Genomic DNA, 17,045 nt, shown 5'->3' with positions numbered 1-17,045 from the left:
GGAAATTTTTCGCAGGCGTGCCGGGGCACGTCAAGGGAAAGTGACGCAGCAGGGGACGAAAAGGCGGTAAAAGATGCACTTCAGCGAGTTTTCAGACACGACCTAATGCCAACTGTGGTTTGTTCAACTATTGTACCCAATCCACCTTGGATATTAAAGGATCAACTTCTTCAATCGCTCACTCAGCCCAGCTTCTGACGCTCTTTGCGAGACACAGACAAAGGTTCCATATTAATCAGACCTCGATCTGACAGAGCCAGCGCCATTTTGTAGAAAGCACGTGTACGAATCTTCGTATACGTATCCTTGCTGACAGGTGGATCAAACACATGGTTATACACCTTATAGTCAAACACATCATCGTCTTTCAAATATCGTTCACAGACGAGTACACGTTCCTTTTCACTCAGCCGGGACACTACAAAATCAATCGTATCGCAGTATGCCTGACGCGCGCGCTGCACGTCCACATTGTAGATCGCCGTTCTCGCCGTGGAATCCCCCGTCACATTGGTTGCACCGTGGAAACGCTCGGCATAACTTGCCGTCACCATAACCTCTCGTTCTTCAAATGCAATGGTTTTATAAATTCGGTATTTTTCCAGCGCAGCTTCAACAGCTGTTTGCGTTTTGCGTCGGTCCAATTCGGGCAGCATCAATTCCATAATCATTTTCCTCCTTCAGTATTCGCTATAGAATGAAAGTCTAGTAGCTTCGCATATTCACTCTGATGATAGAACAAGCTTCCGATGCAGCTTTCTTTCAGAAAACTTTCAACTCCGCTTCTTCAGGTTATTTCTGTCCTCTACGTTTCCGTTCAACTTATATACTCAAACATTCAAGCATCTCATCTGTAGCACTTTTATTTCTCAGTTCATATCAATCACTCTATCGTTCACATGATATTGCTTTGCCATCGTTTTTTTGAACGATAGCAAAAGACTCTTATTCATAGAGTTGTCCAGTTCTCCAAAAAAGTAACGACAATTCTTCAATTTTCCCTGTTGCCTTTTGGAATCAATCCAAATCCCTATATTTCGCAGAATTCCATTGTTCGGAAGGTACTCCACCAAACTCTAACCTGTATCAAGTTTACATTTTGTTCGTATAGTGTTCGCATTTCTATTTGAGGATACCACTTTCTGGAGATCAGAGTAAACCTCCATTTTGGTTCGTTTTGACGATAAAATAAAACCTTCGCTCTCATTTCCTATGCCTTTTGGCATAATTGTTTCATATCTCTTTACCTAATGGTATATATACGTTATAGTACTGTTTAATTAATGAACTTCCGTATAAGTCATTTGATTTTTAATATTAAGAAGTTCCCCTTCTCCTTAATGCCGCTAAGGTACATATCAAGCGCATACGTAGTGAAGGAGACGGAATCGATTCTGAAGAAGCGAAGCGTTCGCCTTTATCAACGGATTTCACCCTTTAGGAAAGGGAAACAGGAAATCCGGGGATAACAGCGATCAAAAGAACGATCCGAATCCGGAACGGCGCACCCGCAGAGGGTTTAGGAGTTGTCGCATTCAAGTTTCTTCTTAATATTAATTCAAGTACTTGTACGAATCGAAGGAGTTGGCATAATTGTGGAGCACGCTTTTGGTCCTTATATGAAACAACTGCGCGAGCAGCAGGGATACAGCATCAATCAGCTCGCCGAAGCAGCCGGAATAAGCAACTCACAGATTTCACGTATTGAGAATGGGGTCCGGGGTGTGCCGAAACCAGCGACCATTCGCAAGATTTCAGACGCACTCTCGGTGCCCTATACAGAGATGATGAAGCAGGCCGGTTATATTGAACCAGGGAGTGCTGCTGAACTTCAGGACGTACCGGAATGGGCTACATACAAAGACCGTCGTGATTTCAAAAAGATGCTGGAAGACGATGATGATCTGATGTTTGACGGCATTCCACTCGATGAAGAGGACAAGAAACGAATCAAGGATGTGCTGACAGGTCTGTTCTGGGAAGCCAAACAGATGAACAAACGCAAAAAGACAGACGAATCGGACAATCGCCCATGAGGCATGACCCACTGAATTTAATGAAGCAGCAGGTGAGATCATATGGATGACATCGTAACAAAGCTGATTCGCAAACACCGGACCAACTGCCCGTTCAGCATTGCCCGCGCGGTTGGAATACAGATTCGTTTCACCAATTTGGGGAAGTCCACCAAGGGACTGTACTTTCGCAAGCTCCGGCGCAGGTTTATCGTCATACACAATGATTTGCCGCCGGAATGGCAGCGGTTCGTGTGCGCACATGAGCTTGGTCATGATCGGCTTCATAAAGGAATCAATCGATTCTTTCTGGAGGAACATTCCTATTTTGCTCCAGGCAAGCTGGAGAGACAGGCCAATCGTTTTGCCATTCAATTGCTAACCTCCGGAGTGATGCCTGAACCGGATGAATCTTTGGAGAAATTTTGTTTACGTACCGGACTGCCGCGTGAAGCGCAGCATTTTTTTTACACTCTTTAAGAACATATGTTCCTTCCGAAGATTATATTATCCAACAGCAGATTTCACATGTCACTTTCAGGTTAGCTATTTTTACGTAATTCGCGAGATTTCCTAATAATAGTCTGTTAAAATACTACGTGAGCTGTGTAAACGCTCAAGTAGATTATTAATTGGGGAGGTTTCGGATTCATATGAAAATCTGGAAGAATTACGTTTCACTTCTGCTAACGGTCTGTTTGCTGTTTAGCAGTGTAGGTATTGCCGCGGCTGCAACGGATACTACTCCGGGCACAGGCAAACACATTACCATTCTACATACAAATGATACGCATGCTCGTGCAGTTGAATCTTCACCTGCTATGGGTTTTGCCAAAGTAGCTGGAATCGCTGACAAATATCGCAGCGAAAACCCAAACACGCTCCTGCTTGATGCTGGAGATGCTGTACATGGTACAACTTTTGCCACTCTCGTGAATGGTGAGAGCATCGTTAAAGTCATGAATGAAATGGGCTACCAGGCCATCGTACCGGGTAACCACGAATTCAACTATGGTTCGGATCGCTTGATCGAACTGGCAGACATGATGAATTTCCCAATGATTAGTGCCAACGTGAAGAAAAAGGACGGAACTCGTCTCTTCGATCCTTACCTGATTGAAGAAATTGATGGTGTAAAGGTTGGAATCATTGCCCTGTCCACACCTGAAACGATGTACAAAACGAATCCGAAAAACGTAGCAGGTCTAGATATTACAGACCCATCTGCAGAGGCTAAAGTTCTAGTGAACGAGATCCGCAGCAAAGTAGATGTTGTTGTGGTATTGGGACACCTTGGACAAGATGCGTCCAGCACAGATACTAGTTTAAAAGTCGTTAAAGAAGTTCCTGGCATCGATGTATTCATTGATGGTCACAGCCACACCATACTGCAGGACGGTCTTGTGTCCGATAACGGAACGTTGATCGCAAGTGCAGGAGAATACACTAACTACGTAGGTGTCATCGACCTGTGGGTAGATGGTGGTAAAGTAACGAAGAAACAAGCAACATTAATTGATGAAACTGCAGCAAAAGACATCAAACCAAATGAGAAAGTCGCAGCTCTCGTGAACTCCATTCAAAAAGAACAAGAGCCTATTTTGAAAGAAGAAGTAGCCAACACAGCCATTCTACTGGATGGTAAGCGTGAACAGGTACGTGCAGGTGAAACCAACCTGGGTGACCTGCTTGCAGATGCCATTCGTGATGTCAGCAACGCTGATATTGCACTGACTAACGGTGGTGGTATCCGTGCTTCCATTGAAAAGGGTATCGTAACCAAAGGTGATGTTATCACAGTGCTTCCTTTTGGTAATCAAGTGGTAACCCTTGAAGTGAAAGGGTCTGATATTCTGGCAGCCCTTGAAGTTGGTGTAGCTTCCTACCCGGAACCAAGCGGTGGATTCCCGCAAGTATCTGGAATCAAGTTCAAAATCGACACTTCCGCTGCAGAAGGTAGCCGTGTACATTCCGTAACCGTTGGCGATAAAGCCCTTGATCCGAAAGCAACATATACACTGGCAACCAATGATTTCACAGCTGTTGGTGGTGACGAATACACCATGTTTGCCAAATATCCAACTACGGGTATGTATGGCGCATTGGATGAAGCATTGATCAACTACATGCAAAAGCTTGGCGCTGTAGACATCAAAACAGATGGTCGATTCAGTGAAGCGAAAAAAACTGCAGTAGAGCCGGAAACTCCGGTAACAGAAACACCAGCTCCAACCAAGCCAAAACCAGAAACACCAAAACCGGAAAAACCGTCTAAACCAACACCAAGTAAACCAGCTCCAGCCAAACTGCATGTTGTGAAATCCGGAGATTCCCTGTACTCTATCTCCAAACAATACGGCACAACTTGGCAGGCATTGCAGAAGCTGAATAATATCAAAAATCCACACTGGATTTATCCAGGTCAACAATTGAAATTGCCTGCAGCTTCTTAAGCTCAGCAAAGCAAAGTGCATATAGGCATGATCGCTTATATGGCGCAACAACATAACGAATCTATCTTGTCATACCAAAAGGGTGTCCCCCAAACCAGATTACTGGTTAAGGGGACACCCTTTCGTATGTCAGTTCTTAAACATCCATCCACATCAGAGACTTCAACATTTCCTGTGGACATATCCTGCTGATCCTGACAATCATCTGAGGCAAAAATAAATCCCAGCGCAGCCTTTACGGACCAACTTTATCATGTAACTTCGACACCGAACTATATAAAAACTCTCCGGAATGACCGTGTTCATGCGGTTATTGTACATTTAATTTCGACATGTCTGTCTTCTCAACATTGCATACTTGCACATAGATCCGCCTGAGTAGGATCATCTTCAAATCCTAAATCATAAAACCATTTGCATACTAAATACATAGATCCAAATATAGTTATTTCGTATGATATCACTCATAAAATCCTGCCAAATTGCATGCCTATAGCCCTCTTTTTCATGCTCAGATTGGAATTTCAGCAATCAAAATCATCTACCGCATCATATTCGGTACTATTATATGAACTCATATAATTAGAAGATCCCCTGAATTTAGGAAGTGAGCTGTTCCTTCACATAACGTACAGCTTCCTGAGCCATTAACCCGATTCGTTTCGATTCACCTGATGCTGCAAGTGCGTGTGATCCCAGTTCGACCTGTCCTTCTGCTGCTCCTCTGCCAATGACGATCTGCACAGGCAATCCGATCAGCTCCGCATCCTTGAATTTCACACCCGGACGTTCATCCCGATCATCAACCAATACAGTGAATCCGCCATTGATCAATTGTTGTTCCAGTTCGAGAGTGAGCTGACGCTGCTGCTCATCCTTCCAACTTACTGTAATCAGATGCACATTATAAGGCGCAACAGCAACAGGCCATTTTATGCCATCATCTCCTGCATACTGTTCGGCTATCGCAGCCATCAGGCGGGATACGCCAATGCCGTAACATCCCATGACTGGCGCACACTGGCGACCATTACGATCCAGGAATGAAGCACCCATGGCATCACTATATTTCGTTCCCAATTTGAAAATATGTCCAACCTCAATACCTTTGGTAAACACAAGTGGTGATCCACATGTTGGACAAGTATCCCCTTCCGCAGCAAAGCGAATTCGTTCTACTCGCTCCAATGCAAAATCAATACCTGGGCGTACGCCGGAAACGTGTACATCCAGTTCATTGGCTCCTGTAATTGCACTCTTCATCACTGACACGTCAGCGTCTACCACCATCGGCAGATTTAGTCCAATCGGACCCAGGAATCCTACCTTCAGATTTGGATGTGCCGCAATGGCTGCATCGTCTGCAAGGATCAGTTCCTCTGCCCCCAACGCCTGTTTCAATGCGATGTCATTCAGTTCATGATCTCCACGCACAAGCGCAGCGACGAGCTGACCATCCGCTACATAAAGCAGCGTTTTGATCATATGTTCAGCACCTTTGCCCACAAAAGTGCTTAACTCAGCGATCGTACGAACGCCAGGTGTCGAGATGTGTACTACGTTTTCCGCTTCCGAATGTTCATCCGCTTGAAGCGCGGAGTCTGCACTCGCAGAGTCGGCTGGAACTTCCAAGCTTCCTTCTGTTTTCTCCATATCTCCAGAAGTCTGATAATCCGCTTTCTCCAGATTTGCAGCATATCCACAATGTTTGCAGGTTACAATCGTGTCCTCACCCACGTCAGCAAGAGCCATGAACTCGTGCGTTTCACCTTGACCGCCAATCGTTCCCGCGTCCGCCTCAACACGGATATAGTCCAGACCACAACGCTCCAGAATGCGACTATACGCCGTGTTCATCGCCTGATAAGTACGATCAAGCTCTTCCCAGTCCGAAGCAAAAGAGTACGCATCCTTCATGATGAACTCACGTCCACGTAGCAATCCAAATCGAGGACGACGTTCATCCCTGAACTTGGTTCCGATCTGGTACAGGGTGAATGGCAACTTCCGATACGAGTTCACTTCATCCCGTGCTAAAGCGGTTACGACTTCCTCATGTGTTGGTCCAAGAGCAAATTCCCGTGCATGACGATCCTTCAGACGCATCAATTCAGGACCATACTGTGTGTACCTTCCGGATTCTTCCCACAACTCCGCAGGCTGCATAATCGGCAGCAATACTTCCTGACACCCCGCACGATCCATCTCTTCTCGAACAATACGTTCAACGTTCAACAATATCCGCCGTCCGAGGGGCAGATAACTGTAAATTCCCGACGCCAATTGACGAATCATACCGGAACGCAGTAACCAGCGATGTCCCGCCGCATCTGCCTCCGCTGGCGCTTCACGTAAGGTTGGAACAAGCATTTCACTTTGACGCATCTGAACACTCTCCTAATTTTCCTTTTTTGTTATCAAAATACGGCGCATAAACAGCAAAAAGACACATCCGTCAAGGGACGAATGTGTCGTGGTACCACCCTTGTTTAACTGCAAATTAATCCGTTCGCAACCTATGCGATCTGTGACCTGCAGTCCTACGGGGCGTAACGGGCCCTGCCGGCGGAGGTTGCAACCCTGGATGGGCATTCTCTTCCGCAGCTCGCGAGGTAGGAATTATGAAGCAGCTACAGGAACCTTGCACCACACTGTTCCCTCTCTGTTGAAGCTGGCTTGCACAATCATGTCCTCGTTATAACGCTGTTCTCATTTTTGACCACATTAGTTCATTTACAAGTAATTGTCAACCAATTAGTCGAATACAACTCCTGAATAATACTCCACTACATCACGAATGAGCATAAACGCATCCCCATTGGTAAGTTTGTTCTTGTCAGCAATGCCAGCAAGCGTGTCGTCACTTATAAAGTTTTGCGTTTGCAATTGAGCAAGTGCCTGTTCAAGTGAAGTTTCCGTTTCTGAAGATCCCATTGCCAGACATAACATATACGCAGCCTGATCCAACGTTAAAGGTAGGGTTAAGGCATTCTCCATATTTGCTAGAGCTTGGTCGGCACTGCCTGTGTAGGCTTCTGGAAACATCGCTTGCATTCTTTTCAATTTACTTAAAAATCGTTCTGGATTCATTCCTTTATCCAGTTCCCAACCATCGTTATTATAATTGCCTGAAGTCATATACATACTCGCTGCAGCCAATAATCCCCTGTAATCCTTATGCTCCATATAATCAGGCTGCTCGAAACGATGTACTTTCAGATCCATCCCCTGATTCTCCAGCATCTTACGTAGTTCAGATGCTCGCTCTTCAGAAGTTGAGAGTTCGCGGAAGGACTCCTTATGCATATATGCCAGCTTGACCGCCGCTCCTGCTGCTTCTCCCTCTGCCATTCCCAGTGGGACAACTCTTGCACTACCGTGTGGGATGGTATCATAACTTGCTGCACGTCCAACGACGAGCAAACCGTCAACCTTTAGCGGTACAAGCGAGCGAAAGGGTACACCATATTGAATCGGACTCAACATAATCGTGCCGGGATTTCCAACACTCGTGCTCTGAATATCAATATCGTATGAACCGTATCCAATGGCATCCCAATGATCACGATTTTCCATGACATCAGCTAATGTTAATCGGTACTCGCCATAGATATGACGTGACTCCCTCACGTAAAGCTCGTCTGCTGTTCCAGCATATTGTAACCCTGCAAATTCATCATAATTTTTCTTCAGAAAATCAACAATTAGTGGGGCTTCTTTACGCCCGATTTCCAGACCTTTTTTCACAGATATCGGATCTAACGGATCTACCCCAAAGATCTGCATTGTATTAATCAAGATTGTATCATCATTTTGTCTTCCGATATTCAGACTGCGAATCTTAATATGTTGTGGATTGGAGGATTCATATTTTCTAGCATCACCGTACCCCCAAGCACTCATCTTATCAACCCCGGTTCCCTCTCTTTCCCTGAATTTTTGCCATACCTCATCAGTAACACCGCTTAACTTGAATACAAGCGTAGAGACCATTTTGGATTTACCATCTCCAATATCTTGTCTGCCTATGGAATATGGAACCCCTGCAGCGGCTGCAATATCCGCATCTTGCGTTGCATCAATGATGGAGCGGGTTGAGATCTGAACAGTTGTTCCATCTTCTTTAGTTATACTCATACCCGTTATTGTTGTGTGATCTCCCGTAGATTGTTCAGTAAGGGGAACTAATTCCTTAGCATTCATCAACAGGTCAATATTAGGTTCGGAACGAACCATCCGATAGAACATGTTAGCCGCTGTATTGGTATCAAATGAACTACCCTCGATCTGGTCAAACCATTCCTGGAAAATGCCTTTGTTCAAAAAGTCAGGCTGCCGCAAACTACTCAATAACTGCGGTTGTTCAGGGGAATAATTTAGATCCAGCGTATTAAGGCCTCCCTCGGTCAACAATCCTCCCAACATGTTGCGATCTCTTGCTTCCACCAGCAATACACGCATCCCATTACGAGCAGCTGATAAGGCAGCAGTAATACCTTCCGGATCCGTTCCAGCTACAATCACGTTATAGGAATCTTTCAGGTTTAGTGTAGATTGCACGTCCTCCAAAGGCTGCCATACATAATTATTATTAAATTTATAATTTTTGTTCCAGATATAGAATGCACCATATGCAGCGCCAATTAACACAATAAACACACTAGCTGTAATTGCTGTTATTTTCAATTTTCTACTAATCAAAGAAACAAACCTCCATATGTACTTTAAATTCAATAATACTAACTCGTGAACTAGTTTTCCTATGTTATACCAACAACCGACTAACCTTTTCTCCTTTCCTGCATGAGCATGCTATACATAATAAAAAACTCCCCAACACTTTAACGGTGTTAGGAAGTTTTGATAATAAGACGGAAAATTCTACTATTATGTTACCATAAATACAAACAAAATATAGGAAAGTCCCTAACTTTCCTCATTATAATGACCACTTTTTGACTCTTCGTTCATCCTGACTATAATGAATTCTCTAGCGATGGCTGACATGGCAGCACGTTCCCTGTAATATAGAGAAATAGAAATCTATCACAGGTATTAATCGATAAAGGAGCTTGTCCTATGCCATATATCATATATGATCTTGAATTCACGGTAAGCCGCAATACTCGCTATTCTTCTGAAATTATTGATATCGGTGCTGTCAAAGTTACGGAAAGTGCCGATGGATTGGTCGTAACGGATACGTTCCATACGTATGTTCGTCCTTCCAACAAGTCCGTGCTGTCCACTGACACGATTCAATTTACAGGTATCACGCAGAAAGATATTGATGCAGCCCCTCTTTTCCCGGCAGCACTGAACCAATTCATTGCCTGGATGGGAAGTGACCCCTATTACATGTGTTCCTGGGGACCCGATGACCGCAGCAAACTGATCTCTCATTGTCGTACCCATGAACTTGATGTGGCCTGGATCACCAATCATAACGATCTCCAGCAACAGTGGTCCCGCACCGTCCGCAAAGAAGGCAAATTCCGTCAACTCGGACTCGCTCAGGCTCTTGAAATCTGCGGAATCGAATTTGATGGTACCCAGCACCGTGCCTTGGATGATGCCATCAATACAGCAAAGGTATTTATGCATCAATTTGACCGATTCACGCTCGAAAACAACTGTGCAGCCGATGATGAGGGCATTACATCCAAGGTTGTCTATTCCAGCTCCACAGAAGATGAAGAGAAAGAATCACCTTTTGGCAATCTGGCAAGCCTTTTCAAAACCAAAGAGTAACTGTCCAAAGCACAGTACTTAATCGTGTTTTGCCTTAGGATGGATGGCATTCTAATCTCAACTTTTATTGTACATTTGTTGCCAATCATTCAGACGTTCTTTCATCTTGATGCGGCAGATCTCCGGTTCGAGGATTTCCGCATCAGGTCCATATTTAGATATCCATACGAGAAATTCGTCAACATCACTTAATATGGCTTCAAATAACAGGCTACCTTCCGGTTCAATGGTTAGGATCGGTCGCATAAAAAATTGCTCCTGCATCACACGCTCCACAGCATGGGGTGCAAATCGAATTTTGAACGCTGTCCACTCCGTACTTCCCTCGTATGCCCAAGGAATGCGGAAATGCGATTGTATGAGATGATCCTCTTTGCGAAACGTGCGTGGCAATATTCGTATCCTCTGCAGCCGACTTACCTGAAAGATTCGAAGTTTCTCCGACAGGTGACAATATGCTAACAGTTCAAATCTGTACTCGCGAGGGATAAGACAGTAAGGATCTATGCGTACGATCCCTTTTTTACCTTGAGACAGATATTCCCCTTCAATGGTGTTCTGTGAAATGCCAGCCTGAAGCAGGGGAATTAGAGATTGATTCTGTGGATCATTTCTCTCATTTTGCCATGCAGGCAACCCCAGTTTAAACAAACTACTAATATGCTCCGACCATTCCACTCGTTCTGTTTTGTTTTTCTGACTCGCAGCAACCACTTTCTCATAAGCGCTCTCAAAAGCAGGTTTCAGCAAAGGACGAATATTCTCCATAACTTCAGCAAGATGCATGAAAGCTTGGGCTTCTTCATCAGACCAATTTAGCGGATACATGGCAAATTGGCTGATAAACATGTACCCTTGCCCGTGTCCCATATTGGCGATCGGGATATGCATTGCACTGAGGGCCTCCATGTCGCGGTATATCGTCCTTTCCGTCGTCTCGCATCGCTCGGCAAGCTCACGTGCCAGAATACCTGGCTTGGCCTGTACCAGCGTTATAATGCGCATTAATCGGATTAGTCGGTCTGTCATTTTGCCGGACCCTCCACGATGTTGTTTCAATAAATTTGATACAACTCCATCCATTGTTTAATATGATATTGATACATACATTCGACCTTCTCCTAAACTTCACCTTCAAATATGTAGACTCACTCTAACCGTTACCATTTGAAATCAACCCTATTCCCCTAATATCTTTTTTTCACGATCATGATATCCGGTTGTAAACGTGATCTCGTAGTGATAACGTAGCTTTTCGACGATCTCGGCTTCCGCGTAATAGTCCAGATCCTGTTTCCGTGCAGCTTCAATTAACAATGCATCTGCATGACGACGCAACATATTGTTTCCCTCTTGAACCCGTCCTCTTTCGTAAGCGCGCAGGGCTTGTTTGATCAAGGGCACCGTTTCACTTAATTTGATCGTTTTCTCCACCTTGGGATCTTCGGGCTGTCGCAACATGCCCAGATGACTGGTGTACTGAATATACAACTGTTCTCTTCGTAACAATACACGTTGACTTTGTTTCAACTTCCTTGTGCTCCAATAGGCTGAACATACGGCAGCTTTTCCTGATGCACGGGGTCCCATGACGAATTCAAGCAAAATTTGCTTGCTTTCCCCCTTGTACATATCGCCAAGCCTCAGTACCCAGCCAATATCCGTTTCTTTGGAGCGACATCCATAGATACCTTTTAGCTGTACTCCATATTCCGGTTTGAGCAAAAGTTCCAAATCTCTTGATACAATTTTGGGTGCTATTTTCCTAAGTCTTTTGGCAGGGGCACCGTTACGCCACTCTACCATCATATATACGGGGTCGGCTCCCCCTGTCGGTATGGCCTCTTTATTCCACGAATAAGATACTTCAAAGACTGAGTTCACTGGTAGTCTCTCCCCCGATTTATATGTATTATCTTCTAAGTTATCAGGGTGAATGGACACTATATTGTCACGGAACACATGTTCTCATTAAATTTTTCCAATATATTAGTTTTATATCCCTAAATCCGTCTCAATACGACAATAAACGACGAAAAAGCCTGGCGCTATGCCAAGCTTTTCAATCACTTATCTATGACAAGTCCCAAATTAAACAGTAGGATGATCGATTCCCATTTTGTGTAAATACCGTGTGTTATCTGCTTCGGTTACCGGAGCATAGGTGACACTGTCAATGACCAGCTTACGGCCTACTGGCTCTCCATTAACAGTGATCATAATTGTTTTGGTTGATGTGTTCTGATCTGTTGTGTACATATCTTTCTACTCCTTCATGTTCACGATCTTATATTCAATCGGATATATTGGCATCATTCATTAAATTGCGCATTTGTGAATAGCATGCACCCGGAACTGAAGTAAAAGATCTGTAAAACGGTCCGGTGTGCTTGCCTATCGTTCTATTACCCCACAGAACTGTAAGTTAAACAGCCGTGTTCCTAAATCATTTTAAATATTTCGGGTAATAAAACGATATCATCTTGAACCCATCGTCCCGGTTTTGACGTATAATGTAAGAGCCGTATTTCAACAATAGACGACGAATTCGGCAATTGATCTATCTAACCGAAGAAAGAGGTGTTAACGATGCCAAAATCCATTCAGGGTTATTTCATTCGGGTGTTATTCACCACATGCATTCTATTTACCGTTTCGATCGCTTCGACAGTAAGTGCAGCCAGCGCCAATATTTTTACGGATATATACAGCGGATGGGAGCGAGTCTCCGAACTGCCCGGAGAAGTGAACGCTCTGCAGGAAAGTTATAAGCAAACAATGGAGCAATTAAATCAAACATCTGCTCAGTTGGGACAAGCCCAGGCCAATGTCGAAGCATTTAAGACCCAGAACGAACAACTGCTGGCTCAGAACCAGAAACTCACTGAAATGGTAAGTAAATTACAGGACGACCAGAATGCCAAAGCAGCTACCACCAAACGAATTCAGACGACGATCATCACTGTCGTTTCTCTCATATTGGGTTACTTTGTTCTGATTCGTGTGATGCGCTGGGGAATGCGTCGCCGTTCAGGCCGAGTATAAAAGAACAGGAGCAACTGCATGAACATACACCTGAACAATGCTGAAGCAGGCGGAGCAGGACAAGTCGTCACATTTTCACTGATTAAAGATGACCGCCTTCATATTTTGCATCCGCAGCAGATTGTGGCCTTTCGCGGTCCAAGTGGGAATCGCAATGATAAATTCATGAATATCACGGGCATATATCGCAAAAAAAAGCTGATTAAATCCGAAATCACCGGACCTTGCCAATTTGTGGCTGCCCTGCCTCCCGGATTCACCATGAAGGAAGTGGAGCTCACGGAGGACAGTGATCTGCTCTATGACTTCCGCCACCTGTTCTTCTACTCTGATGGTGTAACCATGCATACCAAAATTCAGAAAATCAAAAATATGCTGATCACCCGTGATGCAGTGAAAATGAAATTTTCCGGCAAAGGCAAAATCGGATTGCTCACTCAAGGTCAGGTCTGCCAACAGGAACTTCACCCAACAGCGCCGCTCTATGTGGATGCTGGCAGCATTATTGCTTATCCCGAAAATGCACATCTGGAACTCACCGTATATGGTAACAACCTTGCCAGTCAGCATATGAATTATCATTGGAAGATGACAGGACATGGATCTGTGCTCTTTCAGGCTGGACGTGAGAATCACCGCTTGGAACAGGATCTTAACGATGAGGGACTGTTCAAACGAATTCTGAAAGAAGTGATCCCTTTCGGTAATGTACTGATCAAGTAAGCTGTTATAGGATGGAACCGACCGATGAGCTGCCACTATGCTCCAGTGGGGTGGTCACCACACTGTTTCATGTTATAATGGTTCAGACAATTGAAGAAGAAAATCCATGCCTGTGGCATGGGAGAGGTTCGCGAACTCCCTCTACAAGACTTGACCATGCGATGGTCAGTATAAGTCTTGCGTACACGTTGCGGTCACCATGCAATCATGTACGTAAAAAACTAAGGACACTTACTCTTGCCTGCTTTTTTGAAGCGGTTATCGAGAAGGTGTGTTTTTTGATGGATGCCAGTTCATGAACTTCTCTGTTCTTCCGACACTCTATGCCTATGTGCATGGTTTGATCTCAAGAAGATAGAGAGGTTTTTTTATGTTGAACGAAGAAAAAGCAGTCGTTGTATTCAGCGGAGGTCAGGATAGTACCACGTGTCTGTTCTGGGCCAAACAACAGTTTGCCGAAGTCGAGGTTGTTACGTTTGATTACGGTCAACGCCACAAGCTGGAGATTGAATGTGCAGCCGAGATCGCTCGTGATCTGGGCGTACAGCAAACGGTACTTGATATGAGGCTGTTAAATCAGCTTGCACCCAACGCGCTTACTCGCACGGATGTGGAGATTACCCATGAAGAAGGCGAACTGCCGAGTACATTTGTAGATGGACGGAATCTGTTATTCCTCAGTTTTGCGGCCATTATGGCCAAGCAAAAAGGAGCTCGTCACCTGGTTACAGGTGTATGCGAGACGGATTTCAGCGGATACCCGGATTGCCGGGATTCATTTGTAAAGTCGATGAATGTGACGCTTAACCTGTCGATGGACTATCCATTTGTCATTCACACCCCGCTCATGTGGCTGGACAAAGCCCAAACGTGGAAGATGGCCGATGATCTCGGCGCCTTTGATTATGTACGCGAGCGTACCCTCACCTGTTATAACGGCGTGATCGGCGATGGCTGCGGAGAATGCCCTGCCTGCAAACTGCGCAAAGCTGGACTGGATCGCTATGTACAGCAACGTACTACTGCTGAATCGGCGGGAGTGGATGTACGATGAGAGAGCCGGGAACATTCCGTATTGTAGAGCATCTGCAACGCATCGGAGAAGATATTCTGCCCACCCAGCTGCGCTATCACCGCAAACGTGTGCTTGTAAGCAAAGAATTCACCTTTGACGCAGCACATCATCTGCATTGTTATGAAGGCAAGTGCAAGAACCTGCACGGTCATACGTATAAAGTTATTTTTGGTATCAGCGGTTATCCGGGTGAAACCGGGCTGACGGTTGATTTTGGACATATCAAAGATATATGGAAAACTCAGATTGAGGGATATCTGGATCATCAGTACCTCAACGAGACACTTCCTTTAATGAATACCACGGCTGAAAATATGGTCGTTTGGCTGTTCGAACAAATGGAACATGCGCTCCAGACGGAACCATACGCCGGGCTGACCGATGGTGGGCGGACGGAGTTTGTCCGACTTTTCGAGACACCCACCAGTTACGCGGAAGCGAGACGGGAGTGGATGATCCATGAGTAGTGTGACACACCAGAAGCATACGGTGAATGAGACGGGATCTCGCAAAGAGGCTCGTATTCCCGTGATGGAGATTTTTGGACCGACGGTTCAAGGCGAAGGCATGGTCATCGGGCAAAAAACGATGTTTGTTCGCACCGCGGGCTGCGATTATCGCTGCTCCTGGTGCGACTCAGCCTTTACCTGGGACGGCAGTGGCAAGGACCAGATTCGAATGATTACGCCAGAGGACGTATGGGAAGAATTGCGCCGCGTTGGCGGCACCCGTTTCTCCCATGTCACCATCTCCGGCGGTAATCCCGCCCTGCTCGCTTCGCTGGGCGGATTGGTTGCCCTGCTGCGGGAGAACGGCATCCGCACCGCGGTGGAGACACAGGGCTCTCGCTGGCAGCCTTGGCTGGCGGACATTGACGAAGTCACCGTCTCGCCCAAGCCACCCAGCTCCGGCATGGACACCGATTGGGCCGTGCTGGATGATCTGATCGGACGGCTGGCAGCTGGTCCGGTAGAACGAAGTCACAGTCTGAAGATCGTGATCTTCGATGAGACAGACTTGGACTATGCCCGCCGTGTACATGCACGGTATCCGGGCACGGATTTATTTTTACAAACCGGGAACCCGGATGTGACTTCCGCTGAAACGCCAGATCTGGCGTCCTCACTGCTTGCTCGTTATGAGTGGCTGATCGACCAAGTCAGCGCCTCCGATGACCTGAATGATGTTCGTGTGCTTCCACAGCTTCATACGCTGGTATGGGGCAACAAACGCGGCGTGTGATGGGCAGTATGGGTGGAATGGGCGGCATGATGTAAGGATGAGGACGAAATGTCCTCAGACAAAAAAGAGAATTCAACAGGCAAAAATGCCTATTCATATATACCGCGAGGCTTCGGGCTTTGACGGAAACAAGGAGCGTTTAATAACCGATGAGACAACCTGATGAGATGCAAGATGTGACGTTGCTGGGTAACCAGAACGTAAAATATACGTTTGAATATGATCCGGGCATCCTGGAGAGCTTTGATAACAAACATCCGTACCGCGATTATTTTGTAAAATTCAACTGCCCGGAGTTCACCAGCCTGTGCCCGATTACGGGTCAGCCGGATTTTGCAACGATCTATATCAGCTACATTCCCGATGTGAAAATGGTCGAGAGTAAATCACTCAAGCTGTACCTGTTCAGCTTTCGTAACCATGGTGATTTCCACGAGGACTGTGTGAACATCATCATGAACGACCTGATCAAGCTGATGGACCCGCGTTACATCGAAGTATGGGGCAAATTCACACCGCGCGGCGGTATTTCCATTGACCCGTATACGAACTACGGTAAGCCGGGAACAAAGTACGAGCAGATGGCTGACCACCGCATGATGAATCATGATATGTATCCGGAGACGATTGATAATCGTTAAACTGGCGGGTAAATCAACTCTGCTATAACTTAAATAAATTATAGGACACAGAAAAGCCGAACTCTTCAAAACTGAAGAAGTTCGGCTTTTTCTTTGGTTA

The 17,045-nt window shown here is 45.5% G+C and carries 16 protein-coding genes; 10 read left to right on the top strand and 6 right to left on the bottom strand.

Annotated features, from left to right (window positions below; translation table 11 throughout):
* Positions 1-182: 182 nt before the first annotated feature.
* Positions 183-665: an ArpU family phage packaging/lysis transcriptional regulator gene (locus tag NST33_RS06015; RefSeq protein WP_017690187.1), complete on the bottom strand. Its 483-nt coding sequence runs from the start codon at positions 663-665 to the stop codon at positions 183-185.
* Positions 666-1,592: 927 nt separating this feature from the next.
* Between NST33_RS06015 and NST33_RS06010 the strand changes: the two genes are divergently transcribed.
* From NST33_RS06010 to NST33_RS06000, 3 genes are all read left to right on the top strand, one after another.
* A complete protein-coding gene (locus tag NST33_RS06010; RefSeq protein WP_082219000.1) occupies positions 1,593-2,036 on the top strand; it encodes a helix-turn-helix domain-containing protein in 444 nt (147 codons plus the stop codon).
* A gap of 42 nt (positions 2,037-2,078) precedes the next feature.
* Complete coding sequence (locus tag NST33_RS06005; protein WP_017690190.1) at positions 2,079-2,495, top strand: ImmA/IrrE family metallo-endopeptidase; 417 nt, start codon at positions 2,079-2,081, stop codon at positions 2,493-2,495.
* A gap of 173 nt (positions 2,496-2,668) precedes the next feature.
* Positions 2,669-4,468: a 5'-nucleotidase C-terminal domain-containing protein gene (locus NST33_RS06000; protein WP_221819069.1), complete on the top strand. Its 1,800-nt coding sequence runs from the start codon at positions 2,669-2,671 to the stop codon at positions 4,466-4,468.
* A gap of 600 nt (positions 4,469-5,068) precedes the next feature.
* On the opposite strand, the gene NST33_RS05995 is transcribed toward NST33_RS06000, so the two are convergent.
* Together NST33_RS05995 and NST33_RS05990 are read right to left on the bottom strand one after the other, a co-directional pair.
* Positions 5,069-6,853 carry a proline--tRNA ligase gene (locus NST33_RS05995; protein ID WP_339182597.1) on the bottom strand — a complete coding sequence of 595 codons (1,785 nt, stop codon included), beginning with the start codon at positions 6,851-6,853 and terminating at the stop codon, positions 5,069-5,071.
* A 369-nt stretch (positions 6,854-7,222) separates the two neighbouring features.
* Positions 7,223-9,169, bottom strand: a complete 1,947-nt coding sequence (locus tag NST33_RS05990; RefSeq protein WP_260632574.1) for an FAD-dependent oxidoreductase — start codon at positions 9,167-9,169, stop codon at positions 7,223-7,225.
* A gap of 378 nt (positions 9,170-9,547) precedes the next feature.
* On the opposite strand from NST33_RS05990, the gene NST33_RS05985 reads away from it, so the two are divergent.
* Positions 9,548-10,219 carry a 3'-5' exonuclease gene (locus NST33_RS05985; RefSeq protein ID WP_221819067.1) on the top strand — a complete coding sequence of 224 codons (672 nt, stop codon included), beginning with the start codon at positions 9,548-9,550 and terminating at the stop codon, positions 10,217-10,219.
* Positions 10,220-10,276: 57 nt separating this feature from the next.
* Here NST33_RS05985 and NST33_RS05980 read toward each other — a convergent pair whose 3' ends face one another.
* From NST33_RS05980 to NST33_RS05970, 3 genes are all read right to left on the bottom strand, one after another.
* Positions 10,277-11,248 carry a WYL domain-containing protein gene (locus NST33_RS05980; protein ID WP_076209866.1) on the bottom strand — a complete coding sequence of 324 codons (972 nt, stop codon included), beginning with the start codon at positions 11,246-11,248 and terminating at the stop codon, positions 10,277-10,279.
* A gap of 150 nt (positions 11,249-11,398) precedes the next feature.
* Complete coding sequence (locus tag NST33_RS05975) at positions 11,399-12,103, bottom strand: hypothetical protein (protein WP_221819066.1); 705 nt, start codon at positions 12,101-12,103, stop codon at positions 11,399-11,401.
* Between the two features lie 207 nt (positions 12,104-12,310).
* Complete coding sequence (locus tag NST33_RS05970; RefSeq protein ID WP_221819065.1) at positions 12,311-12,478, bottom strand: hypothetical protein; 168 nt, start codon at positions 12,476-12,478, stop codon at positions 12,311-12,313.
* A gap of 330 nt (positions 12,479-12,808) precedes the next feature.
* On the opposite strand from NST33_RS05970, the gene NST33_RS05965 reads away from it, so the two are divergent.
* From NST33_RS05965 to queF, 6 genes are all read left to right on the top strand, one after another.
* Positions 12,809-13,264 (top strand): hypothetical protein, encoded by a 456-nt coding sequence (locus NST33_RS05965; RefSeq protein ID WP_036611459.1) that lies wholly within the window; start codon positions 12,809-12,811, stop codon positions 13,262-13,264.
* A gap of 18 nt (positions 13,265-13,282) precedes the next feature.
* The gene (locus tag NST33_RS05960; RefSeq protein ID WP_076209556.1) at positions 13,283-13,987 is read left to right on the top strand and encodes an AIM24 family protein; all 705 of its coding nucleotides are present in this window, start codon (positions 13,283-13,285) and stop codon (positions 13,985-13,987) included.
* Between the two features lie 373 nt (positions 13,988-14,360).
* Positions 14,361-15,041: a 7-cyano-7-deazaguanine synthase QueC gene (gene queC, locus NST33_RS05955; protein WP_221819320.1), complete on the top strand. Its 681-nt coding sequence runs from the start codon at positions 14,361-14,363 to the stop codon at positions 15,039-15,041.
* On the top strand, positions 15,038-15,529 hold the full coding sequence (queD, locus tag NST33_RS05950; protein ID WP_100530025.1) for a 6-carboxytetrahydropterin synthase QueD: 492 nt from the start codon (positions 15,038-15,040) through the stop codon (positions 15,527-15,529). The genes queC and queD overlap by 4 nt, the downstream gene beginning before the upstream one ends.
* 64 nt (positions 15,530-15,593) lie before the next feature.
* Positions 15,594-16,304, top strand: a complete 711-nt coding sequence (gene queE / locus NST33_RS05945) for a 7-carboxy-7-deazaguanine synthase QueE (protein ID WP_260632612.1) — start codon at positions 15,594-15,596, stop codon at positions 16,302-16,304.
* Between the two features lie 149 nt (positions 16,305-16,453).
* On the top strand, positions 16,454-16,945 hold the full coding sequence (gene queF / locus NST33_RS05940; protein ID WP_076319044.1) for a preQ(1) synthase: 492 nt from the start codon (positions 16,454-16,456) through the stop codon (positions 16,943-16,945).
* The last annotated feature ends 100 nt before the right edge of the window (positions 16,946-17,045 follow it).

It is taken from the genome of Paenibacillus sp. FSL L8-0435 (assembly GCF_037965655.1).
In the GTDB taxonomy this organism is placed as follows: domain Bacteria; phylum Bacillota; class Bacilli; order Paenibacillales; family Paenibacillaceae; genus Paenibacillus.
Note: the sequence above shows the minus strand (reverse complement) of the source record. Positions and strands in the feature narration are given on the sequence as shown.